The organism is Citrobacter meridianamericanus (assembly GCF_041320245.1).
Classification (GTDB): Bacteria; Pseudomonadota; Gammaproteobacteria; order Enterobacterales; family Enterobacteriaceae; genus Citrobacter; species Citrobacter meridianamericanus.
Window position 1 is genome coordinate 3170398 of record NZ_CP101036.1, and the last position, 22985, is coordinate 3193382.

Below are 22985 nucleotides of genomic sequence, written 5' to 3' on the forward strand. Positions count from 1 at the left end.
AAATGCTTTAATGTATATATTGTTATTGGCCGCTAAGTACTCTCGCAGGATCAATATTGCTGGCGCGACGCGCCGGATACCAACTCGCCAAAAGACTCAGCACTAATGCTGTCACCAGCACGTAAATCACATCCAGCCAATGTAATTCAGATGGCAGGAAGTCAATGAAATAGATATCGCCGGACAAGAACTGATGACCGATAAGCGCCTCGATACCGTTTATGATCGGCGTCAGTTGCAGTGAGACAACTACCCCAATAACCACGCCGATCAAGCTACCGAAAAGACCCGCCAGCAGGCCGTACCAGACAAAAATGGCACGTATCAACCCATCTTTTGCCCCGAGGGTTCTTAATACCGCAATATCGCCGCTTTTGTCTTTTACCGCCATCACTAACGTGGAAACGATATTAAAGCAGGCCACACCAATCACCAGCACCATCGCCAGATACATAATGGCGCGAATCATCTGGATATCGCGATACATATAGCCGTAAGTACCGATCCAGCTCTTAATATAAACATAGTTATTGGTCACTTCGCCCGCGTCTCGCACCAGCTTATTGGCGTTAAACACGTCGTTAACTTTCAGCGCAATCCCGGAAACGCTGGATCCCATATCCAGGTATTGCTGCGCGTCTTGCATTGGGATCATGGCAAAGCTGTGATCGAGTTGGCCGCTCAGTTGCAGGATCCCAGTGACGTGTAAACGCACGCGTTTAGGCTGCTGTAACTTATGATCCGCACTGGCGTTGGGGATCATAATTGACACCCAGTCGCCCTGCTTCACCTTCAGCGCATCGGCAATACCCTTGCCAATGATTATCTGCTGCTCACCGGCTTTGAAATTATTCCAGGCGTGGTTCTGCACGAAGGAGGGCAACGCGCTCAAGCGCTGTTCCTGCTGCGGATCAACACCCTTCACCTGCACTGCGCGTAGGTTCGCCCCACTCTCCACCAGCCCGGTAAAGTTGATATAAGGCGCCGCAGCGACAATGCCGGGCACTTTCTGAACTTTATCGAGCGCTTCCTGCCAGTTGTTCCACGGCTGATTTACGGCTTCAATCTCACCATGCGGAACCACGGCCAGAATACGGTTATTCAACTCACGCTCAAATCCGTTCATCGCGCTTAGACCGACGATCAACACCGCCACGCCCAACGCAATACCGACGGTAGAAATCACGGAAATCAGCGACACCATACCGCCGCGCCGCCGACCGCGGCTAAAGCGCAGACCAATCAATAATGATAAAGGCGACGCCATTACTCAGCCCCCATCAGGCTCAGTTCAGCCGTCAGGCGACCATCGCGCATTTCAAGCTGGCGGCTCATTCGCTTCGCTAACTGTAGATCGTGCGTCACCACCAGAAATGCCGTGCCCTGAGAGCGATTCAGCTCACCCAGAAGCTCGAAAATACTGTCCGCGTTTCGCGCATCAAGGTTACCCGTTGGCTCGTCAGCCAGTACCAGGCGCGGGTTATTTACCAACGCACGCGCGATGGCCACGCGCTGGCGTTCTCCGCCAGATAGTTCAGACGGGCGATGACTGGCGCGATGATCCAGCCCCACAGCTTTTAGCATATCCCGTGCGCGCTCGGTAATTTCAGCCGGTTTTTTCTTGCCTATCAGCAGCGGCATTGCCACGTTCTCCAGCGCGGTGAAATCCGGCAACAGATGGTGAAACTGATAAATAAAGCCCAACTTCTGATTGCGCAGTTCCGCTTTCGCCGCCGACGAGAGCTTGCTCATCGGCTGGCCGCTAAAAATCACGTCGCCGGAAGTCGGCGTATCCAGCCCGCCCAGCAGATGCAGCAATGTACTCTTCCCGGAGCCGGAGCTGCCGACAATTGCCATCATCTCGCCTTCGCCGACGCTAAAACTGACATCGTGCAGGACATCGGTTTGCACAGTGCCTTCCTGATAGCGTTTGCACAGTTTGTCGCATTGCAACAGGATCTTATTCATAACGTAAAGCCTCAGCGGGTTGAGTGGCGGCAGCGCGCCAGGAAGGGTAAAGCGTAGACAGCAGCGCGATGGCCATCGCCACCAGCGCAATGACGATAACCTGCAGCGGCTCGATGGCCACCGGCAACGCAGCGCCATCCAGCAGCACGCCTATAATTGGCATCAGGTTGTTCAGTTGGCTGGCGAGCAATGCGCCCAGCACCGCGCCCAGCAGCGCGCCGATAATCCCGGCACTGGCCCCCTGCACCATAAACACCATCATGATTTGCCGCGGCGTTAGCCCCTGCGTTTGTAGAATCGCCACTTCCCCTTGCTTCTCCATTACCATCAGACCCAACGAGGTAATAATATTAAAAGCTGCCACCGCCACGATCAGGCTAAGCAGCAGCCCCATCATGTTTTTCTCCATGCGCACGGCCTGGAACAATTCCCCTTTGCGCTCGCGCCAGTCCTGCCATTTGGTACCTTGTGGCAGCGTTTGCTGGCTCAGCGTGTCAACTTTTAGCGGTTCATTCAGCCACAAACGCCAGCCGGTGATATTACCTACCGGGTAGCGCATCAGGCGGGACGCATCCTGAATGTTGGTCAGCATCTGGTAGCCGTCAACTTCACTGTTGGCAGCAAAGGTGCCAATTACCGTAAACAGACGCTGACTCGGCAGACGTCCCATCGGGGTAAACTGGCTGGCTGAGGGCACCATCACGCGAATTTGATCGCCGCGATTGACGCCCAACTGTCCGGCAAGCTGCTCACCAAGGATGACATTATACTTACCCGGCTGCAGATCTGTTTGCTTCACATTGACCAGATACGGCGTGAGTGGATCTTTTTGCGCTGGATCGATACCCAGCATCACGCCGACCGCCACGCTACGCGCACTTTGCAGCACCACATCCCCTGTAGTTATCGGTGCGACGCGGTTGACGCCGTTCAACACCACCGCTTTTTCCGGCAGTTGCTGTGGGTTCAGGGAACCCTGTTCAGACGAGAGAACGGCCTGAGGCATCAGACCAAGGATATTATTTTGCAGCTCGCGCTCGAAACCGTTCATCACCGACAACACCGTGACCAACGCCATTACCCCGAGAGTAATGCCAATGGTGGAGAGCCAGGAAACGAAGCGACCGAAGCGATCTGCTGCACGCCCACGCATATAACGCAGGCCGATGAATAGAGCGACAGGTTGGTACATGAAATCCGTCTGGTTGCTGTTAGCAAAGTCACGAGTATATAAGCGAAAGCGGAATGGGTAAATGACTGAACCGTAAGTGTTCGTCAGCACTTGTCCTAAAAGTATAAATAAATCAATCCGCTAAAGTTGTCCCTCTTTCCTTAAGTCCAGCCCCCTGATCTTTATCTTAAAAAAACAAAATGCAGACAGTTACGCATTACAGCCTACCGCGAGTTGCGCAGGATGGCAGGCTATAGCAATCAATATGGATACGCCGTCTCGATGATTAAAAAAGAACTATGGATTAATCAGATCAAAGGGTTATGTATTTGTCTGGTGGTAATATATCACTCGGTGATCACGTTTTACCCGCACCTCACCTCCTTTCAACATCCGCTTTCAGAGATGCTGAGCAAATGCTGGATTTACCTGAACTTGTACCTGGCGCCGTTTCGCATGCCGGTGTTTTTCTTTATATCGGGGTATCTGATCCGTCGCTATATCGATAGCGTCCCGTGGACAACCTGCCTGGATAAACGGATCTGGAACATCGCCTGGGTGTTGGTGCTCTGGGGAGTGGCGCAATGGCTGGCGTTAGTCGCGCTCAATAACTGGCTTGCCCCGCAGCGCGATCTGAGCCATACCGCCAATGCCGCCTATGCCGGTTCACTCGGTGGCTTTGCCCACGGGATGCTCACCGCCAGCACCAGCTTGTGGTATCTGTACGCGCTGATTGTTTATTTTGTTCTGTGTAAGATTTTCAGCCGCTGGGCGATGCCGCTATTAGCGCTATTTGTGGCGCTGAGCGTGGCGATCAATTTTGTCCCGACGCCGTGGTGGGGAATGAACAGCGTGATACGTAATCTGCCATACTACAGCCTCGGCGCATGGTTTGGCGCAACGCTGATGGAATGGATCAAAGAGGTTCCCTTGCGCCGCCATGCTGTGTTTTTTCTGGTTAGCACAATCGTCGCCGCCGTCGCGTGGCTGGCAAATGTCTCACTATTGCTTTCTCTTCTTTCCATTGTGCTGATCATGAAGCTGTTTTATCAATTTGAGCTCCGCTTTGGTATGCGCACGTCCAGTCCATTAAGCGTGATTGGTGCCAATACCATCGCCATTTACACCACTCACCGTATTCTGGTTGAGCTGTTCAGCTTAACGTTAATACCCAAAATTAATCATGCTATCTGGCCTGCATATGCGGAGCTGGCCCTGCTTCTGGTGTATCCGTTCGCTTGCCTTCTGCTATGCACCCTGCTTGGCCTGCTGGTGCGTAAAATTTCGCAAAAAACCGTGGCCGATCTGCTCTTTTCCCCGCCTTCTTTATCGACCGCCTCGCGCTAACCTCAACGCGTTTTTTGCCCCCCTTTGGGGGCGAATCAATTTGCTTATGAGAAACGATCACGGATAATAAAGGACATTGCTTATCAGATGTATATATACGAGATCCTGACAACCGAATGCCTGAACAACATCGTTACACGCTCCCAGCGAAAGCAGGCGATCAGCGCCAGTTGGGTGAACTCACCGGCGCCGCCTGCGCAACGCTGGTCGCAGAAATCGCTGAACATCACGCGGGGCCAGTGGTGCTGATTGCACCGGATATGCAAAATGCGTTACGTTTGCATGACGAAATTCGTCAGTTTACCGACCAGATGGTGATGAACCTGGCCGACTGGGAAACGCTGCCCTACGACAGCTTTTCTCCCCATCAGGAGATTATCTCTTCACGCCTGTCCACGCTATATCAACTGCCTGCCATGCAGCGCGGCGTATTGATCGTTCCGGTCAATACACTGATGCAACGTGTCTGTCCGCACAGCTATCTGCACGGCCATGCGCTGGTGATGAAAAAAGGTCAGCGTCTATCGCGCGACGCCCTGCGCGAACAGTTAGACAGCGCAGGCTATCGTCATGTTGATCAGGTCATGGAACACGGTGAATATGCCACACGTGGCGCATTGTTGGATCTGTTTCCGATGGGCAGCGAGTTACCTTATCGCCTCGATTTCTTTGATGATGAAATCGACAGCCTGCGCCTGTTTGATACTGACACCCAGCGCACGCTGGAAGAAGTCGACGCCATTAATTTGCTGCCCGCGCACGAATTTCCGACCGACAAAACGGCCATCGAGTTGTTCCGTAGCCAGTGGCGTGACACCTTTGAGGTGAAACGCGACGCCGAACATATTTATCAGCAGGTCAGCAAAGGCACGTTGCCAGCGGGTATTGAATACTGGCAGCCGCTGTTTTTCAGCGAGTCGCTGCCGTCGCTGTTCAGTTACTTTCCCGCCAATACGTTATTGGTCAATACCGGCGATATCGAGACCAGCGCAGAACGCTTCCAGGCCGATACCCTGTCACGTTTTGAGAATCGAGGCGTAGATCCAATGCGCCCGCTTCTGCCACCGGAATCGCTGTGGCTGCGGGTGGATGAGCTGTTTACTGAACTGAAACGCTGGCCGCGCGTTCAGCTAAAAACCGAGAGTCTGGCGAACAAAGCTGCGAATACCAACCTTGGGTTCCAGAAGCTGCCGGATATCGCCGTGCAGGCGCAGCAAAAATCGCCGCTAGATGCGTTACGTAAATTCCTTGAGGGTTTTACCGGTCCGGTAATTTTCTCGGTGGAAAGTGAAGGACGCCGGGAAGCGCTTGGCGAACTGCTCGCCCGCATCAAGGTCGCGCCGAAGCGGATATTGCGTCTCGATGAAGCCGCAGACAACGGTCGTTATCTGATGATTGGCGCCGCCGAGCATGGCTTCATCGATAGCAAACGTAATCTGGCGCTGATTTGTGAAAGCGATCTGCTGGGCGAACGCGTGGCGCGCCGCCGTCAGGATTCTCGTCGCACTATCAACCCGGATACGTTAATTCGTAACCTCGCGGAGCTGCATCCCGGTCAGCCAGTGGTGCATCTGGAGCACGGCGTTGGTCGCTATGCCGGGATGACCACGCTGGAAGCTGGCGGCATCACTGGTGAATACCTGATGCTCACCTACGCCAACGACGCCAAACTGTATGTGCCGGTGTCATCGCTGCATCTGATCAGCCGCTACGCCGGTGGCGCGGAAGAGAATGCGCCGCTGCATAAACTTGGCGGCGATGCCTGGTCACGCGCGCGCCAGAAAGCCGCCGAGAAGGTCCGCGATGTTGCAGCAGAGCTGCTGGATATTTACGCTCAGCGCGCGGCGAAAGAAGGTTTTGCCTTTAAGTATGACCGTGAGCAGTACCAGCTGTTTTGCGACAGCTTCCCGTTTGAAACCACGCCCGACCAGGCACAGGCGATCAACGCGGTACTCAGCGATATGTGTCAGCCGCTGGCCATGGACCGCCTGGTGTGTGGCGACGTCGGCTTCGGTAAAACCGAAGTCGCGATGCGCGCCGCCTTCCTCGCCGTAGAGAACCACAAACAGGTTGCCGTGCTGGTGCCGACCACCCTGCTCGCCCAGCAGCACTTCGACAACTTCCGCGATCGTTTTGCCAACTGGCCGGTACGCATTGAAATGCTGTCCCGTTTCCGTAGTGCCAAAGAGCAAGCGCAGATCCTGGAGCAGGTTGCCGAAGGTAAAATCGATATTCTCATTGGCACTCACAAACTGCTGCAAGCGGATGTGAAGCTAAAAGATTTGGGGCTGCTGATCGTCGATGAAGAGCACCGTTTCGGCGTGCGCCACAAAGAACGCATCAAAGCCATGCGCGCGGACGTCGATATTCTGACTCTGACGGCAACGCCAATTCCACGCACGCTCAATATGGCAATGAGCGGCATGCGCGATCTGTCGATCATCGCCACGCCGCCCGCCCGGCGTCTGGCGGTCAAAACCTTCGTACGCGAATACGACAGCCTGGTGGTACGTGAGGCGATCCTGCGTGAAGTTCTGCGTGGGGGACAAGTTTATTACCTGTTTAACGACGTCGAAAATATCCAGAAAACCGCCGACAGATTAGCGGAACTGGTACCGGAAGCACGTATTGGCATCGGCCACGGGCAAATGCGCGAGCGCGAGTTGGAACGCGTGATGAACGATTTCCATCATCAGCGTTTTAACGTACTGGTGTGTACCACCATTATCGAAACCGGGATCGACATTCCCACCGCGAACACCATCATCATTGAACGTGCTGACCACTTCGGTTTGGCGCAATTACATCAGCTGCGCGGTCGTGTGGGACGCTCACACCATCAGGCCTACGCCTGGCTACTGACGCCGCATCCAAAAGCGATGACCACCGATGCGCAAAAGCGCCTGGAAGCCATCGCCTCGCTGGAAGATTTGGGTGCAGGCTTTGCGCTGGCGACCCACGACCTCGAAATTCGCGGCGCCGGGGAACTGCTGGGCGAAGATCAAAGCGGTTCTATGGAAAGCATCGGCTTCTCGCTGTATATGGAGCTGCTGGAGAACGCCGTCGATGCGCTCAAAGAAGGGCGAGAACCTTCGCTGGAAGATCTCACCAGCCAACAAACCGAAGTTGAACTGCGTATGCCGTCACTCCTTCCGGATGACTATATCCCGGATGTCAACACGCGACTGTCGTTCTACAAGCGCATTGCCAGTGCGAAAGGTGAAACCGAGCTGGAAGAAATTAAAGTCGAGCTGATAGACCGTTTTGGTCTGCTTCCCGATCCGGCTCGTACGTTGCTGGATATCGCCCGTTTACGTCAACAGGCGCAGAAACTGGGGATTAGAAAGCTCGAAAGCAATGAAAAAGGCGGTACGATTGAATTTGCCGAGAAAAATCACGTCAACCCGGTCTGGCTGATTGGTTTACTGCAAAAGCAGCCGCAGCATTTCCGTCTGGATGGTCCAACCCGCCTGAAATTCATGCAGGAGTTGGGTGAGCGTAAAACGCGAATCGACTGGGTCCGCCAGTTTATGCGCCAGCTTGAAGAGAACGCCGTAGCCTAGCATCAGGCCGGGTGAGCAGACCACTCACCCGGCCTGATGAATTTACAAACTCTTTGCACTTCCCTGCACTTCCCGACACAGTAAGCCGCCATAATTCCTGTTTACTTTTACATAATAAAAACCACGTAAAAACAATGGATTTATGGTGATGTTAAACAATAAACGACTCTCACGCTGGTTAGCGTTTTTTACGCTGGCAGCGACCTTCACTTTAGCACTTCCGGTTCAGGCCAATACCTGGCCGCTACCGCCACCGGGAAGCCGCGTGGTAGGTCAGAATGCTGTTCACGTTGTTGAAGACAATGGTGGCTCTCTGGAAGCGATTGCTAAAAAATATAATGTCGGCTTTTTAGCGCTATTGCAGGCCAACCCCGGCGTTGATCCGTATGTCCCCCGTCCGGGCAGCGTTTTGACTATCCCATTGCAAACCCTGCTGCCAGACGCGCCGCGCGAAGGCATTGTCATCAACCTCGCCGAACTGCGTCTGTATTATTACCAGCCGGGTACAAATTCGGTGACCGTCTATCCTATTGGTATTGGCCAGTTAGGCGGTGACACGCTAACTCCGACAATGGTGACGACTATTTCTGATAAACGCGCCAACCCCACCTGGACACCCACGGCAAATATCCGCGCACGATATAAAGCGAACGGGATCGACCTTCCTGCCGTAGTACCTGCCGGGCCGGATAACCCGATGGGTCATCATGCCATTCGCTTAGCGGCTTACGGCGGCGTGTACCTGCTGCACGGAACCAATGCTGATTTTGGCATAGGAATGCGTGTCAGTTCTGGTTGTATTCGTCTGCGCGATGGAGATATCGAAACCCTGTTCCGTCAGGTAACGCCCGGAACCAAGGTCAATATTATCAATACGCCGATCAAAGCATCTGTTGAACCTAACGGCGTGAGACTGGTTGAAGTTCATCAGCCGCTGTCAGAAAAAATCAATGACGACCCGCAGTTGCTGCCGATCGTATTGAACAAATCAATGCAGACGTTTAAAAATGCAGCGCAGACGGATAGCACAGTCATGGAGCATGCGATGGAAATTCGCTCAGGCATGCCGGTTGATGTAACCCGTCATCAAGACGTCGCTGAACAACCGCTGTAAACTCCACATATAAACAAACCCCGCCGGATTTTATTCCGCGGGGTTTTTTATTTAACTCGCAGTGGCATTGCGAAGGGTTAAAACTTATTTGTAGATAACCGCAGTCCCGTGAAGAGTGTTAGGACCGGTAACGGAAGTAATACGGAAAGACTTCGCCCCCATCTCATCCGCTTTTTGCGCCAGCTGATCTTCCAGAGAACCTAAGTTAGTGCCCGCATTCGCAGAAATAGTACCGACTTTCTGTTGACCCGCAGGTGTGGCCTGAACTTCAACAGCGGCAAAGCTTGCAAATGACAATGAGCTAAGAACAGCAGCAACGAACAGAGTTTTTACGTTTTTCATGATAGTGACCTTTAGCAGATGAATGTGTGTCGAAAAGATTAACTTAACGATCGATAGTTAAATCATAGATGCGATCCGGGTCACACGTCAACAAATTTTTATAATGATCGTTATATAAAATATAAAATCTCTATTTTTCATACTAATAGCCATAAATTTTTTTTATCATTAATCCGCTGGAGTGTGCAGTCGAATATTTTTATAATGGTTATTCAATAAACTCAACAAAGGTACAGCGGCACCATGACAACTGAAACGACAGGTTGTGCTAAAAAAAGCCGTGGCCGACCAAAAGTGTTCGACAGGGAAGCCGCGCTTGATAAGGCCATGACACTCTTCTGGCAACACGGATATGAAGCAACATCGCTCGCCGATCTCGTAGAAGCAACAGGCGCAAAAGCGCCCACGCTGTATGCAGAGTTCACCAACAAAGAAGGGTTGTTTCGTGCCGTGCTGGACCGCTACATCACGCGCTTCGCAGCGAAACACGAGGCCCAGCTGTTTTGTGAAGAAAAAAGCCTTGAGTCCGCGCTGGAAGACTATTTCACCGCAATAGCAACCTGCTTTACCAGCAAGGACACCCCGGCGGGATGTTTCATGATTAACACCTCTGCGACACTGGCAGCCTCTTCCCGTGATATTGCGCGTACGGTGAAGTCTCGCCATGCAATGCAGGAACAGACGCTTACTCAGTTTCTTCATCAGCGTCAGCAGCGAGGCGAAATTCCGGCCCATTGCGACGTGCAAAAACTGGCCGAATATCTGAACTGTATTTTACAGGGTATGTCGATCAGCGCCCGCGAAGGTGCAACGTTTGAAAAGCTGATGCAGATCGCTCGTACAACCCTGCGACTGTGGCCCGAACTCATCAAAGCTTAACGTATTTCCGCTGTTTCCCCCGCTGTACTGACACCATCGGGAGCTGATAAGGCTCCCGCTTAAATTCGCGCACATTACCCACACATTCTTCACTGTTTTCATTATCTTATCCGATTATTTTTTGTAAAATGTATTGATAACAGCAATCATTATCAGCAATATTCGCATTTGTTTTAACACCCGTTACACGATGTAACCATCGGTTTCTCTACCGCCATAACAAAAACAGACCGAATTTTTTAAAAGGAACACAAATGCATAAGCGTCTCTGGGTGCTCAATCCTATCCTGTTATCTTTAACTCTCCCGGCTATTGCGGCTGAAGAAGATAATCTCATCGTCAGCGCCAACCGGAGCCAACGCACCGTGGCAGAAATGGCGCAAACGACCTGGGTTATCGAAGGAAGCGAGATTGAACAACAGGTTCAGGGTGGGAAAGAGTTTAAGGATGTTCTGGCTCAGTTAATCCCGGGAATCGATGTCAGCAGCCAGGGACGCACCAACTACGGCATGAATATGCGCGGTCGCGCCATCGTCGTGCTGGTTGACGGCGTCCGTCTGAACTCCTCGCGCACCGACAGTCGCCAACTTGACTCCATTGACCCGTTTAACATTGCTCACATAGAAGTCATCTCAGGCGCCACTTCACTTTATGGCGGCGGCAGTACCGGCGGATTAATCAACATCGTTACTAAAAAAGGCCAGCCGGAGCGTGAAGTCGAACTCGAACTGGGGGGTAAAAGCGGTTTCAATAACAGCAACGATCATGATGAACGCGTTGCTGTGGCAGTGAGCGGAGGAACCGATCGCGCTGCCGGGCGCATGTCCGTTGCGTATCAACGGTTTGGCGGCTGGTATGACGGTAACCACGATGCCTTAATGCTGGATAACACCCAAACTGGCCTGCAGCACTCCGATCGTCTGGACGTAATGGGTACCGGGACGATTGAACTTGACGACAACCGACAGTTGCAACTGGTTACGCAGTATTATAAAAGCCAGGGGGATGACGATTACGGGCTGGATCTTGGTGAGAACATGTCCGCCGTGACGGGAAACGGTAAAGCTTATACCAGCAGCGGGCTGAACTCTGATCGTATACCCGGCACCGAGCGTCATCTGATCAGCCTGCAATATTCTGATGCGGATTTCTTCGGCCAGAACCTGATCAGCCAAATCTATTACCGCGACGAATCGTTGAAATTTTATCCGTTCCCAACGCTAAGCAAAGGCAAGGTCACCAGTTTCTCCGCATCACAGCAAGACACCGACCAGTTTGGCGCCAAAATTACCCTCAACAGCCAGTTGATGGACAATTGGGAACTGACGTGGGGTGTCGATGCCGATCACGAAACCTTCGATTCCAATCAGAAATTCTTCGATCTGGCCTGGTCCCTGCCCTCCGGCGGTATGGACAACCGAACCGCGTATACCACCGGGCGTTACCCGGGTTACAGCATCACCAACTTCGCACCTTTCCTGCAAAACAGCTATGACATTAACGACATCTTTACCCTCAGCGGAGGGGTGCGCTATCAATGGACAGAAAACAGAGTTGATGATTTCGTCGGCTATGCCCAACAGCAGGGAATTGCGACCGGACTGGCGAACTCCGCCGACACCATTCCTGGCGGTAAAACCGATTACGATAATTTCCTGTTTAACGCCGGTATCCTCGCCCACCTGACCGACCGCCAGCAGACGTGGTTTAACTTCTCTCAGGGTGTCGAGCTGCCAGACCCGGGTAAATATTATGGCAACGGTACTTATTCCCTGGTGGGCGATCATTACCGGCTCCAGCGCAGCGTCAATGTGGCGGATTCACGCCTGGAAGGGATTAAAGTCAACTCGTACGAACTGGGATGGCGCTACACCGGCGATAGCCTGCGCACGCAGTTAGCCGCTTACTACTCGACTTCGGATAAATCAATTGTTATCAACCGTAGCGATATGACCATCAACGTTCAGCCCGACGATCGGCGTATTTATGGCCTTGAAGGTGCAGTGGATTATTTCATTGCGGATACGAACTGGAGCCTGGGCGGCAACTTCAACATCATAAAATCAGAAGTGAAGCAAAACGGGAAATGGCGGAAATGGGATGTCACTCTGGCCTCACCGTCGAAAGCAACCGCCTGGGTCGGCTGGGCGCCTGAACCGTGGTCATTGCGCGTACAGAGCCAGCAAGCATTTGATCTGACCGACGCCAGCGGCAACAAGCTGGATGGCTATAACACCATGGACTTTATCGGCAGCTATCAACTCCCGTTGGGTAAATTGACCTTTAGCGTGGAAAACCTGCTGAATGAAGAGTACACCACGCTGTGGGGACAACGTGCGCCACTGTTATATAGCCCGACCTACGGCAGCACGTCACTGTATGAATACAAGGGTCGGGGCCGCACCTTTGGGCTGAACTACGCTTTAACCTTCTGATAAAAAAGCCCCCAGCCTGAGCGAATGGGGGCTAATGTTCAGGATAATGCTATTTTACGCTTTGTTATTCAGTACCAGCTGTCCGTTGTTATCCAACGGAATTTGCGCGCCAGGATCCTTATCCATACGGATTTTCCCTTGCTGATCGCCAATTTTGTACGTCACATCGTAGCCCAGCATTTTTTCTGATTTGTCATACACCGTTTTACAACGCTGCTGCGTCGTGGTGTAAGTATCATTTTCCTGCATCGAACCCTGGATCTGGTTACCAGCATAACCGCCGCCTAAGGCACCGGCCACGGTGGCAATATCTTTACCACGTCCGCCGCCAAACTGGTGACCAATAACGCCCCCCGCCACGGCACCGAGCACGGAACCCGCGATACGGTTTTCATCTTGTACCGGCTTACGGTGCGTGACCGTCACGTTCCGGCACTCCTGGCGTGGTGTTTTTACCGACTCTTTAATTGGCGTTGCAGAGACAACTTGTGCGTATTGTGGGCCACGCTCGAAAACGTTAAGACTGGCCACCGCTGCAACACCCAGCGCAGCAGCTACGCCAATCCCTATACCCGCCAACATTGATTTATTCACGGGACTTCCTCCTTTTTGCTATTAGTAACAACTTTGCAACAGAAGGTAAGGAATGCCAATCAGATTACGGATGAAAATAGCGCAAGGAGAAGCGAATGCAGAATGATTCGGAGAACTCTGAAGGAAGGCGCCGGATGAGTAAAATCAACCGACGCCATAGGTCAAGATTAATGCAGTTTCAGACGCGGGCGAATCACCCGGTTAATACTGCCGACCAGCATCATCAGACCGGTTTTGAAGTAACCGTGTAGAGCAATCTGATGCATACGGTACAGTGAGATGTACACAAAGCGCGCAATACGCCCTTCCACCATCATCGACCCACGGGTCAGGTTGCCCATCAAACTGCCCACGGTAGAGAAGTTAGAGAGCGAAACCAGAGAGCCGTGATCTTTATACTGATACGCTTTCAGCGGCTTACCGTTCATCTGCGCCAGAATGTTGTTCATTGCGCAGCTTGCCATCTGGTGCGCAGCCTGAGCGCGCGGCGGTACAAAGCCCCCTTCCGGGCGAGCGCAGGAAGCACAGTCGCCAATCGCGTAGACGTCGGGATCGCGCGTGCTCTGCAGAGTTGGGTCAACCACCAGCTGATTGATACGGTTCGTTTCAAGTCCGCCAATGTCTTTCATAAAGTCTGGCGCTTTGATCCCCGCCGCCCACACCATCAGATCGGCTTTAATGTATTCGCCATCTTTGGTATGCAGTCCGCCTTCATCTGCACTGGTTACCATCGTCTGGGTCAGGACGCGTACGCCCAGTTTGGTCAACTCATTGTGCGCAGCGCTGGAAATACGCGGCGGCAACGCAGGCAGAATACGTTCACCAGCTTCTACCAGCGTCACGTTCAGTGCTTCGTTGGTCAGCCCTTTGTAACCATAGCTGTGCAGTTGTTTTACCGCATTATGCAGCTCGGCGGAGAGTTCAACCCCCGTCGCACCACCGCCGACGATAGCAATATTCACTTTGCCGTTAGCGCCCAGATTCGCGGAATACTTGAGGAACAGATTCAGCATTTCCTGGTGGAAACGACGCGCCTGATGCGGGTTATCCAGGAAAATGCAATTTTCTTTGACGCCCGGCGTGTTGAAATCGTTAGAGGTACTACCCAACGCCATCACCAGCGTGTCATACGGTACTTTACGCTCAGGAACCAGCAGATCGCCCTTCTCATCGCGCAGCTCGGCGAGAGTAATGGTTTTCGCTTCACGATCGATATCCACCACCGAGCCCAACTGGAACTGGAACCCGTGGTTGCGGGCATGCGCCAGATAGCTCAGCGCATCCACACCTTCATCCAGCGAACCTGTCGCGACTTCATGCAGTAACGGTTTCCATAAATGGCTGTGGTTTCTGTCCACCAGCGTAATTTTGGCCTTTTTCTTGCGGCCCAGCTTTTTACCCAGCTGCGTCGCCATTTCCAGTCCGCCAGCACCGCCGCCGACAATCACGATCCTTTTCAATGGTGTAGTCAACGTGACCCCCTCAAATTTATTAACCAATTGTTAATTAAAAGTTATTGTCATAGCCTTTAATTAACAACAAGTTACGATAATGAAAATGTTCTTCGAGAGTGAGAATAACACGAACGGTGCATTGGTCATACCAAAATTGATGTGTATCAAGTTTTGATGCTGAAAAGATAGACAACCCGAACTTTAAGAACAAAAAAACCAGCCCGGAGGCTGGTTTTTTACACGCTCATTGAAGGTTAACCCAACGTTTTGAACGCTTTGATACGCTGTAAGTGCGGGGAGATATTCTTAAACTTATGCGTCTGCTCTTCGTCCCAGACAATCTCATAAAAGTGGTGCAGTTCTTCTGACGAACGCTGACTATTAAGTGCTTCATCATGACGGGACAAGATAACCAGACAGCGATCGCGATTTTTTTCGCGGAAATTGGTCACGCATTTTGTCGCGATATCGGCATATTCTTCAGGCCGGTCGATTTTTCCCTCCATGTTCTCATACGGGAACAGATTGGGATTAAACACAACCTGGCGAATATCACACAGAAAACCAATTCTTTCAGCCCAAAATCCTCCGAGCCCCACGCCACAAATCAGCGGTCGGTCGTCGACATTAAGCTGCAGCATTTTGTCCACTTCTTTAAGCAGATGCTGCATATCATGTTTAGGATGCCGCGTGCTGTAGCTAATCAGCCTGACGTCCGGGTCGATGAACTGCAGCTGCAGCACCTTTTCGTGGTTGCCTGGACTGTTAGAGTCAAAACCGTGTAAATAGATAATCATCGCATCCTCGCCAAACGTGCGTTAATGACCTGCTTTCTCTTCCTGCCAGCGCTCATGAAGCTGGTTGAGCTGGGCGCTTACCGTCTTCCAGCGTGTCGAGTCCATCAGTTCCTGACGTGAAAATGAACCTTTATGATACAAACGTGTAACACGTTCTGCATTGATCGGCGACAGATTATCTAACACACTGGCCGCTCCTTTACGATTATTGCAGACCAGGATCATATCGCAACCTGCATCCAGCGATGCCTGGCCGCGTTCCGCATAGCTTCCCATAATCGCCGCACCTTCCATCGACAGATCGTCAGAGAAAATAACGCCGTCGAAACCCAGCTCCTGACGCAGCACCGTTTTCAACCAGTGTGGCGAGCCACTCGCCGGGCGCGGGTCTACATCACTGTAGATGACGTGTGCAGGCATAATGGCGTCGAGTTTGTTTTCGGTAATCAACGTCCTGAACACGGACATATCTTTCGCCCGAATTTCGGCTTCCGAGCGTGGATCGGTTGGGGTTTCTTTGTGTGAATCCGCCGTCACCGCCCCATGTCCGGGGAAATGTTTACCAGTCGTTTTCATGCCAGCGCCATGCATACCGTCAATAAAGCGGGTTGCTATAGCCAGCGCTTTTAGCGGATCGGCATGGTAAGAGCGCTCGCCGATTGCTGCGCTGATATGCCCCACATCCAACACCGGTGCAAAGCTGATATCAATGTCCATTGCGATCATTTCGCTGGCCATTAACCATCCGGCGTCTTCAGCCAGTTTGCCACCTTCTTCCAGACCGTGCAGCGCTGCAAACGATTGGGCCGCGGGCAGACGCGTAAAACCCTCGCGAAAACGCTGCACCCTGCCGCCTTCCTGATCTACCGCCACCACCAGATGATTACGCGATGCCTCGCGGATCTGGCGCACTAATTCCCGCAACTGTTCCGGGTCATGATAATTTCGGGTAAAGAGGATCAACCCACCTACCAGCGGATGCGCCAGAATCTCACGTTCTTCAGCGTCCAGCTCATACCCTTCGACATCCAACATTACTGGGCCCACACTGCTCTCCTTATCCTTTCATTGTTAGCTGCCGCCAGGTTTCATCGGCCAGCCTGATAAATTGTCGATCGCCGGTTTGTTGCCAGCGATACTCAAACCACCCCGCCTTCAGCATCATTATCCAGGGTTGCCATCGCCTGACCTGTCGCCAGAGCACGTCTGGCTCAATATGCGCTCGTTGGGCGTAGGCGCTAACCAGCCGTTGATGCTGGGACTCGTCGCTGACCCAAACCGCCGCCAGCTCCAGCGCGATATCACCGTCGCCGGCATATTCCCAGTCAATCAACCGCAGCCCTGAGTCTGTACGTACGATGTTGTTGCCGTGGACGTCCATATGCAGCGGCCCCAGGCGCAAAGGTCGAGGCTCACCGCTTTTCCTTAGCAGCTTAAGCGCGCGTAACCAACATGGCGTACGACGCGCCGGATCCCCACACTGCCAGTATCGTTCGAGTAGCGGCAGCAGGCTGATTCGCCAGCCGAATCGGGGCTGCTGGTGCAGATGATACAATAAGCCAGCGAGTTCGTCGGCGTCCGGTAATCTGGATTCTACCTGACCGTGAAAAAAATCCACGGCCATCCACCCGCGCGTATAAAAGCGAGGGCGCGGCGCAAGGCTTTCTGGCAGGTGCTTTAACGCATGATAGTGGCGTAAGAAATGCGATTCAGGCGCGTCAGGATCGTGATGACAACGCAATACTAAGCGGTGGGTATGATGTTCGATGATGCAGCTCCCGCCGCTCAGGCCGCTCTGGCTACCTGCGACGGGATGATACTGCGGGAAATAGCGCGACAACACTTCGTCGCGCTTCAGTCGGTTATTGTTGCTGAACGGCACCTTTACCTGACCAGATAATTTCGCCAGTTTGTACCAGCATTAATTGCATTTGCAGCGCAGGTGAATTGACGTTGCCTGATGCGCTGGAATAGAGCACATATTGTGCGCCAACGTTACGGGCGATACCAATCGCTTTGCTGCGCGTACCCAGACTGTCGTTCGGCGACAAACCTAGCTGCTGTTTGGCGACGGCCAACTGCTGGGCGGAAACCAGAGTAAACTTGCCGTTATTCGCCAGCGCGCTGCGCAAAGTCTCGGTGGCTTCCCCTCCATTCAACGAGCCGTTGGTGCGGTTATTGACGCTATCAACCAGCAGAACGCCCCCCGCTTTGACGCCGTCAGCCTGCAGCATTTTGCCGACCATCGGCTGCATAGCCCCGTTCCAGTCATAATGACGCTGACGTGGCGTCGGCTGCGCCGTCTGGTCCTCGTGCTCAATCGGCCCCGGCTGCTGTGGAATGGTGGGAACCGTTGGTACAACCGGTACCGGCTGTTGCGGCTGCGTGGGTTGTTCCGGCACCGGCTTCACTTCCTCTACCGGTGCGGGTTCACGTTGCGCCACACAACCAGAGAGAAACATCGCCAGCGCGGCAATCAGTGCGTAGCGATTCATTTTTATCTTCAAGATTCACCCCTTACAAATAAAGATAAAGTCTAACCTTGTGCGCCCCCAGATAATTGGCGCTGCCGTACAGCGTCACCGACGAATGAGCCGGGATAGTCACGCTACGCGGCGCTTCCAGAGGATGCATTTCCAGTCCTCTGGTGTCATACCAGTAAAACCGGTAATGAACGGTAACGGGCTCTTGTCTTTCGTTATAAAGTCGAGAGGATGCTGAGGCCTGAATATCAGACGTGGTTAACGTCGGCTGTTCCGCTGTAATGCCCGCCGCAAGAATCGTTGATTCCATCACCAGTGATTGTTCATCACTAACCGGAATTTCAGGATGTGTTCGACAGCCAGCCAGTAGCAGCAAGCTCAGTGAAAGTGCAATGCATCCTCTGGTCATGCTTACAGACCTTTATGCGCAAGCATTGGACCAAGCGCCCGGCCACCCAGCAGGTGCATATGAATGTGATACACCTCCTGACCACCATGACGATTGGTATTCATGATTAAACGGTACCCATCCGCAGCAATGCCTTCCTGCTCGGCTATTTTTGCCGCAACGGTAATCATGCGACCCAACGCCTGCTCGTGTTCCGCCGTCACATCGTTGACGGTTGGGATCAATACGTTAGGAATGATGAGAATGTGCGTAGGTGCCTGAGGGGAAATATCACGAAACGCGGTGACCAGTTCATCCTGGTACACGATATCCGACGGAATTTCACGACGGATAATTTTGCTGAATATAGTTTCTTCTGCCACGACGTTTTCCTTTTTCATTAACAGCCCAAGCGTTATGCCATGCTACGCCGGGTAACTCTGCGAGTATAGAGTATGAGCGAGTTACTCACGCTCTTTCAACTTTAACCCTCGATTTTTTAAGCAAAAAGCCCTGTCACTGCTGTTCTTATAACCATTTCCCGTCGCTATTGCTTAAGCATAGTACTGAAATCCTATTTCATTTATACCCAAAGCGGTTTACACGTCAGGCATCAATGCGTGGCCGTTACCTTCTCGTCAGGGCGTATAACGGCTACATGACGATATCGGCCTCTCCGGCCACCGCCAGGCGCAAAAAATCGTCCCGCCGATGGTTTTTAATTTTGGGGTTCCATGCCACACCAATGTTCCAGCGAATTTGTTTTTCAGTGAGCATCAATAGTCTCGCTTCGGCAGGCAAAAAATGCCGGACACTTGTGGGTAAAAAGGCGACTCCGATCCCCCCGGCAACCAATGCCAATAGCGTAGTCATGTCATTTGTTACAGAGACCGGTTCAGCGCTAAGTTGGATGCTTTGTAGAAAGAGTGAGGTTTGTTCCGCAAGACATGTGCTTCATGCACCTGTTTTTAATTAGTGCTATTTCCTTAGCGATCACGCTGTCGGTATATCCACATATCATCAAAGATAAATCGATAAAAATAAAACGGTTAATCAAAGGAAAGCAGCCACATCGCTCATGCACGATCTACTTTATAGGCGTTATTGCCCTGCTCGCCATGATCCCGGAATGTGCTGTTGTGGACTGGTCGTCACGTTATTTATTGAAAAATCTCAATGCGACTACAGAAACGGCAAGCCTTTCCTTTGCCTGCTTTGCGGGAACAATGGCAATCTTTCGCTTCATGGGAGACTTTATTCGTAACCGCTTTAATGCCATTCTCGTGATGCGCTCATCCAGTCTGTTAGCTGGGCTTGGGCTGCTGACAGCCGCAATGGCTAGTCATCCCTGGCAAGCCACCGTTGCCTTCGCTATTGCCGGTATTGGCATAGCCAATCTGGTACCGATTGCTTTTTCCGCTGCGGGAAACCAGCCTGATATTTCGACCAACACGGGAATGAGCATCGTCACCACGATCGGTTATTTGGGTACGCTAATGGCCCCTGCACCTATAGGCCTGGTGGCTGAAATCACAGGTTTTCCTGCTGTATATACCGGGATGGCCGCCATGTTGGGCATGATTATGCTGCTTGCTCCCCTGATTAGGGTAAAGGCCAGCGAAAAATTTGATGCCCATTTGACGCGTTGAAAACAAAAAGCCTGCTTAGTTTCCTGAGCAGGCTTCTTAAATTTGGCTCCTCTGACTGGACTCGAACCAGTGACATACGGATTAACAGTCCGCCGTTCTACCGACTGAACTACAGAGGAATCGTTGTGGAGGCTTATCTTAGCGGCGAAAAAAATTTTGTCAAACCCCATTTCCTCGCATAAGTATCAATTGATGCTTCTCTCGACAGTTTGTTGCATTTCCAGACATTTTAAATGGAAAAAACTTTGCAGCTTTTTGGATTCTCCCTCATCATTTGAAATGAGGTTTCAACTTTCTTCTTTAAGGTCCACTTTGAACGTCTCCGCTGCCTTCCGCCAGGTTGCTTCCCGCACGCCCTGGTATGCCAAACGCAAGAGTTATAAGGTTCTCTTTTGGCGTGAAATCACTCCGCTCGCGGTCCCCATTTTTCTGGAAAACACCTGTGTGCTGTTGATGGGCGTTCTGAGTACCTTCCTGGTGAGCTGGTTGGGAAAAGAAGCAATGGCTGGGGTTGGTCTCGCAGACAGTTTCAATATGGTTATTATGGCGTTTTTTGCCGCCATCGACCTGGGTACTACGGTAGTAGTAGCATTTAGCCTGGGAAAACGAGATCGCCGACGAGCCAGATCGGCTGCCAGACAATCGCTGGTGATCATGACGATTTTTGCTACCGTGCTGGCTGCGGTCATTCACTATTTTGGCAAACAGATTATTGACGTTGTCGCTGGTGAAGCAACGCCCGACGTTAAGGCTTTAGCGCTAACCTATCTGGAGCTGACGGTGCTCAGCTACCCGGCGGCAGCCATTGCGCTGATCGGTAGTGGCGCACTGCGTGGAGCTGGAAATACCAAAATACCGCTGTTGATTAATGGCGGCATGAATATTCTGAATATCATCATCAGCAGCATTCTGATCTATGGGATCTTTTCCTGGCAAGGACTGGGATTCGTGGGTGCGGGACTCGGACTGACCATTTCACGCTACATCGGTGCGTTCGCCATTATCTGGGTGCTGATGATTGGTTTTAATCCGGCGCTGCGGATTCCCTTCAAAAGCTATTTTAAGCCGCTTAATCTCGCCATTATCTGGGAGGTTATGGGAATTGGTATTCCGGCTAGTATCGAGTCAGTACTGTTTAATGGCGGTAAACTGCTAACACAGATGTTTGTCTCCGGCATGGGAACCAGCGTCATTGCGGGAAACTTCATTGCATTTTCTATTGCCGCGCTAATCAACCTGCCGGGGAATGCTTTAGGCTCCGCATCGACAATCATTACCGGCAGACGTCTGGGAAATGGTCAAATTGCACAGGCTGAAATCCAGTTACGCCATATCTTTTGGCTATCCACGATCGGCTTAACTGCTATCGCCTGGCTAACTGCGCCTTTCGCCGGCGTCATGGCCTCATTTTTATACCCACGATCAGGATGTAAAAGAGGTCATAGTCGTCCTGATTTGGCTCAACGCAGCATTTATGCCGATATGGGCGGCTTCATGGGTGCTACCGTCAGGGTTTAAGGGCGCACGTGATGTACGTTTTGCCATGTGGGTATCGATGTTGGGCATGTGGGGCTGTCGTGTTGTGGCAGGATACACGTTGGGAATCGTATTAGGATGGGGGGTAGTCGGCGTTTGGTTAGGGATGTTCTTCGACTGGGCCGTACGCGCCGCATTATTTTACAGGCGTATGGTCACAGGCCGCTGGCTATGGAAATACCCGCGTCCCGAACAGGAAAAGTGCATAAAACAACCTGTTGCGTCTGAATAATCGGCGAAATGGGGAATATTTCGGCAAACGATTGAATTTATCGATTCAGGCTTTGACAACGCTGAGTGGTATCGCTAATATGCGCCTCGTTCACACGATTCCTCTGTAGTTCAGTCGGTAGAACGGCGGACTGTTAATCCGTATGTCACTGGTTCGAGTCCAGTCAGAGGAGCCAAATTCCTGTTTTCAGGTGTGCTTAGAAGTCCCTATATGATTAGGTTTCAATAAGTCAGCATGAAAATCTTTCCCGATGCGTATCTGGTTTTCCCTCCGCATCCGGCAAAATTGGTGGTCTGATTTGGGGTCATTTCAGTTCGATAATGGAGTGACCACCATATGTCCCTGTCCGACGCTAAAATCCGCAGTATCAAGCCTCTTGATAAACCCTTTAAATTGACTGATTCACACGGTCTGTATCTGCTTGTCAATCAGGGCGGTTCACGCCTCTGGTACCTCAAATATCGCTTCAACCGAAAAGAATCCCGTATCGCATTAGGTGCCTATCCGCAGGTCTCGCTTTCCGACGCCCGCCAGCAGCGCGACGGTATCCGTAAACTACTGGCGCAGAATATCAATCCTGCGCTACAGTGGGAAATGTGTTCCTGCCAGGTACGTTGCTCAAAAACCTGAAAAACTGCCCCTTCTTCCCGTACAAAAATACCTTAATAGTAATTATGTTGACCAGAAACTGGTTGCAGCAGACTCAGTGAGTTCGCAAGTCGTTTCTGAGCTTCAGTATATTCGCAACCTGTCAGAGGAGTGTCAATAATATTGATATGCCGGAGATATCAATACGCCATCAGTTTTAACACGACGGAAATCCTCATAGCGAATACAACAATCATTTAAATAACAGAGCCTGTAACTGATATTATTGCTAATCGTTTCCAGATAAATCTCATTCTGATTGCTGCCATTCATACAAATTTTTTGCAGTTTTACAGGGGACTGGAAATAGACAGACAGTTTCAGATGGCCATAAAGGGCATAACGCCAGACTTCACTGACCATAATATTCGCTCCCTTTCGTCAG

Annotated in this window: 18 protein-coding genes, 2 tRNA genes and 4 pseudogenes; 9 read left to right on the forward strand and 15 right to left on the reverse strand. The window is 51.9% G+C overall.

Annotated elements, in window-relative coordinates:
- Positions 1-22: 22 nt before the first annotated feature.
- Genes lolE through lolC form a run of 3 tightly spaced genes read right to left on the reverse strand, consistent with a single transcriptional unit; the run spans position 23 to position 3160 of the window.
- On the reverse strand, positions 23-1267 hold the full coding sequence (lolE, locus tag NMD08_RS15610; protein ID WP_151220010.1) for a lipoprotein-releasing ABC transporter permease subunit LolE: 1245 nt from the start codon (positions 1265-1267) through the stop codon (positions 23-25).
- A complete protein-coding gene (lolD, locus tag NMD08_RS15615) occupies positions 1267-1968 on the reverse strand; it encodes a lipoprotein-releasing ABC transporter ATP-binding protein LolD (protein ID WP_151220011.1) in 702 nt (233 codons plus the stop codon). The genes lolE and lolD overlap by 1 nt, the downstream gene beginning before the upstream one ends.
- Positions 1961-3160, reverse strand: a complete 1200-nt coding sequence (lolC, locus tag NMD08_RS15620) for a lipoprotein-releasing ABC transporter permease subunit LolC (protein ID WP_003030806.1) — start codon at positions 3158-3160, stop codon at positions 1961-1963. The genes lolD and lolC overlap by 8 nt, the downstream gene beginning before the upstream one ends.
- A 261-nt stretch (positions 3161-3421) precedes the next feature.
- Here lolC and NMD08_RS15625 point away from each other — a divergent pair, with 261 nt between their 5' ends.
- The 3 genes from NMD08_RS15625 to NMD08_RS15635 all read left to right on the forward strand — a co-directional run bounded on the left by NMD08_RS15625 (position 3422) and on the right by NMD08_RS15635 (position 9163).
- Entirely contained in the window at positions 3422-4486 is a 1065-nt protein-coding gene (locus NMD08_RS15625; RefSeq protein ID WP_370618496.1) for an acyltransferase family protein, read from the forward strand.
- Between the two features lie 116 nt (positions 4487-4602).
- Positions 4603-8049, forward strand: coding sequence for a transcription-repair coupling factor (gene mfd, locus NMD08_RS15630; protein WP_151220013.1), 3447 nt, complete (start codon positions 4603-4605; stop codon positions 8047-8049).
- A 148-nt stretch (positions 8050-8197) separates the two neighbouring features.
- The gene (locus NMD08_RS15635; RefSeq protein ID WP_151220014.1) at positions 8198-9163 is read left to right on the forward strand and encodes a L,D-transpeptidase family protein; all 966 of its coding nucleotides are present in this window, start codon (positions 8198-8200) and stop codon (positions 9161-9163) included.
- 84 nt (positions 9164-9247) lie between these two features.
- On the opposite strand, the gene bhsA is transcribed toward NMD08_RS15635, so the two are convergent.
- Positions 9248-9505 carry a multiple stress resistance protein BhsA gene (gene bhsA / locus NMD08_RS15640; protein WP_029139491.1) on the reverse strand — a complete coding sequence of 86 codons (258 nt, stop codon included), beginning with the start codon at positions 9503-9505 and terminating at the stop codon, positions 9248-9250.
- A gap of 243 nt (positions 9506-9748) precedes the next feature.
- Here bhsA and comR point away from each other — a divergent pair, with 243 nt between their 5' ends.
- The gene (comR, locus tag NMD08_RS15645) at positions 9749-10384 is read left to right on the forward strand and encodes a TetR family copper-responsive transcriptional repressor ComR (RefSeq protein ID WP_187252630.1); all 636 of its coding nucleotides are present in this window, start codon (positions 9749-9751) and stop codon (positions 10382-10384) included.
- Between the two features lie 254 nt (positions 10385-10638).
- The gene (locus NMD08_RS15650; protein WP_286545087.1) at positions 10639-12819 is read left to right on the forward strand and encodes a TonB-dependent siderophore receptor; all 2181 of its coding nucleotides are present in this window, start codon (positions 10639-10641) and stop codon (positions 12817-12819) included.
- Between the two features lie 54 nt (positions 12820-12873).
- Here NMD08_RS15650 and NMD08_RS15655 read toward each other — a convergent pair whose 3' ends face one another.
- The 9 genes and pseudogenes from NMD08_RS15655 to NMD08_RS15695 all read right to left on the reverse strand — a co-directional run.
- On the reverse strand, positions 12874-13413 hold the full coding sequence (locus NMD08_RS15655) for a glycine zipper 2TM domain-containing protein (protein WP_003030814.1): 540 nt from the start codon (positions 13411-13413) through the stop codon (positions 12874-12876).
- Between the two features lie 167 nt (positions 13414-13580).
- Positions 13581-14885: an NADH-quinone dehydrogenase gene (ndh, locus tag NMD08_RS15660; protein ID WP_370618499.1), complete on the reverse strand. Its 1305-nt coding sequence runs from the start codon at positions 14883-14885 to the stop codon at positions 13581-13583.
- A 236-nt stretch (positions 14886-15121) separates the two neighbouring features.
- A complete protein-coding gene (gene ycfP, locus NMD08_RS15665; protein ID WP_187252632.1) occupies positions 15122-15664 on the reverse strand; it encodes an alpha/beta hydrolase YcfP in 543 nt (180 codons plus the stop codon).
- A gap of 21 nt (positions 15665-15685) precedes the next feature.
- Positions 15686-16711, reverse strand: coding sequence for a beta-N-acetylhexosaminidase (gene nagZ, locus NMD08_RS15670; RefSeq protein ID WP_151225259.1), 1026 nt, complete (start codon positions 16709-16711; stop codon positions 15686-15688).
- Between the two features lie 10 nt (positions 16712-16721).
- On the reverse strand, positions 16722-17546 hold the full coding sequence (gene thiK, locus NMD08_RS15675; RefSeq protein ID WP_370618502.1) for a thiamine kinase: 825 nt from the start codon (positions 17544-17546) through the stop codon (positions 16722-16724).
- On the reverse strand, positions 17527-18159 hold the full coding sequence (gene lpoB, locus NMD08_RS15680; RefSeq protein ID WP_151220024.1) for a penicillin-binding protein activator LpoB: 633 nt from the start codon (positions 18157-18159) through the stop codon (positions 17527-17529). Before lpoB ends, thiK begins: the two co-directional genes overlap by 20 nt.
- 22 nt (positions 18160-18181) lie before the next feature.
- A complete protein-coding gene (locus NMD08_RS15685; protein WP_151220019.1) occupies positions 18182-18556 on the reverse strand; it encodes a YcfL family protein in 375 nt (124 codons plus the stop codon).
- Between the two features lie 2 nt (positions 18557-18558).
- Positions 18559-18918 (reverse strand): purine nucleoside phosphoramidase, encoded by a 360-nt coding sequence (gene hinT, locus NMD08_RS15690; RefSeq protein WP_016156204.1) that lies wholly within the window; start codon positions 18916-18918, stop codon positions 18559-18561.
- Between the two features lie 271 nt (positions 18919-19189).
- A pseudogene (locus tag NMD08_RS15695) lies at positions 19190-19462 on the reverse strand (LysR substrate-binding domain-containing protein); the annotation flags it as partial.
- A 29-nt stretch (positions 19463-19491) separates the two neighbouring features.
- Here NMD08_RS15695 and NMD08_RS15700 point away from each other — a divergent pair.
- Positions 19492-20184: pseudogene (locus NMD08_RS15700) on the forward strand (MFS transporter); the annotation flags it as partial.
- 43 nt (positions 20185-20227) lie between these two features.
- On the opposite strand, the gene NMD08_RS15705 reads toward NMD08_RS15700, so the two are convergent.
- Positions 20228-20303: transfer RNA gene (locus NMD08_RS15705), tRNA-Asn, on the reverse strand.
- A gap of 160 nt (positions 20304-20463) precedes the next feature.
- Here NMD08_RS15705 and NMD08_RS15710 point away from each other — a divergent pair.
- The 3 genes and pseudogenes from NMD08_RS15710 to NMD08_RS15720 form a co-directional block, all read left to right on the forward strand.
- Positions 20464-21952, forward strand: a pseudogene (locus tag NMD08_RS15710) (EmmdR/YeeO family multidrug/toxin efflux MATE transporter).
- 99 nt (positions 21953-22051) lie between these two features.
- Positions 22052-22127, forward strand: a tRNA-Asn gene (locus tag NMD08_RS15715).
- 161 nt (positions 22128-22288) lie between these two features.
- A pseudogene (locus NMD08_RS15720) lies at positions 22289-22540 on the forward strand (Arm DNA-binding domain-containing protein); the annotation flags it as partial.
- 174 nt (positions 22541-22714) lie between these two features.
- On the opposite strand, the gene NMD08_RS15725 reads toward NMD08_RS15720, so the two are convergent.
- Positions 22715-22963, reverse strand: a complete 249-nt coding sequence (locus NMD08_RS15725) for a hypothetical protein (RefSeq protein WP_370618504.1) — start codon at positions 22961-22963, stop codon at positions 22715-22717.
- Positions 22964-22985 lie beyond the last annotated feature (22 nt).

Bases quoted from the DNA above. Each gene is read 5' to 3' on its own strand.
- NMD08_RS15625 (WP_370618496.1), top strand. From the start codon at position 3,422: ATGATTAAAAAAGAACTATGGATTAATCAGATCAAAGGGTTATGTATT.
- lolD (WP_151220011.1), bottom strand. From the start codon at position 1,968: ATGAATAAGATCCTGTTGCAATGCGACAAACTGTGCAAACGCTATCAG.
- NMD08_RS15685 (WP_151220019.1), bottom strand. From the start codon at position 18,556: ATGACCAGAGGATGCATTGCACTTTCACTGAGCTTGCTGCTACTGGCT.
- ycfP (WP_187252632.1), bottom strand. From the start codon at position 15,664: ATGATTATCTATTTACACGGTTTTGACTCTAACAGTCCAGGCAACCAC.
- NMD08_RS15725 (WP_370618504.1), bottom strand. From the start codon at position 22,963: ATGGTCAGTGAAGTCTGGCGTTATGCCCTTTATGGCCATCTGAAACTG.
- comR (WP_187252630.1), top strand. From the start codon at position 9,749: ATGACAACTGAAACGACAGGTTGTGCTAAAAAAAGCCGTGGCCGACCA.
- mfd (WP_151220013.1), top strand. From the start codon at position 4,603: ATGCCTGAACAACATCGTTACACGCTCCCAGCGAAAGCAGGCGATCAG.
- lolC (WP_003030806.1), bottom strand. From the start codon at position 3,160: ATGTACCAACCTGTCGCTCTATTCATCGGCCTGCGTTATATGCGTGGG.
- bhsA (WP_029139491.1), bottom strand. From the start codon at position 9,505: ATGAAAAACGTAAAAACTCTGTTCGTTGCTGCTGTTCTTAGCTCATTG.
- lolE (WP_151220010.1), bottom strand. From the start codon at position 1,267: ATGGCGTCGCCTTTATCATTATTGATTGGTCTGCGCTTTAGCCGCGGT.
- NMD08_RS15650 (WP_286545087.1), top strand. From the start codon at position 10,639: ATGCATAAGCGTCTCTGGGTGCTCAATCCTATCCTGTTATCTTTAACT.
- NMD08_RS15635 (WP_151220014.1), top strand. From the start codon at position 8,198: ATGTTAAACAATAAACGACTCTCACGCTGGTTAGCGTTTTTTACGCTG.
- lpoB (WP_151220024.1), bottom strand. From the start codon at position 18,159: ATGAATCGCTACGCACTGATTGCCGCGCTGGCGATGTTTCTCTCTGGT.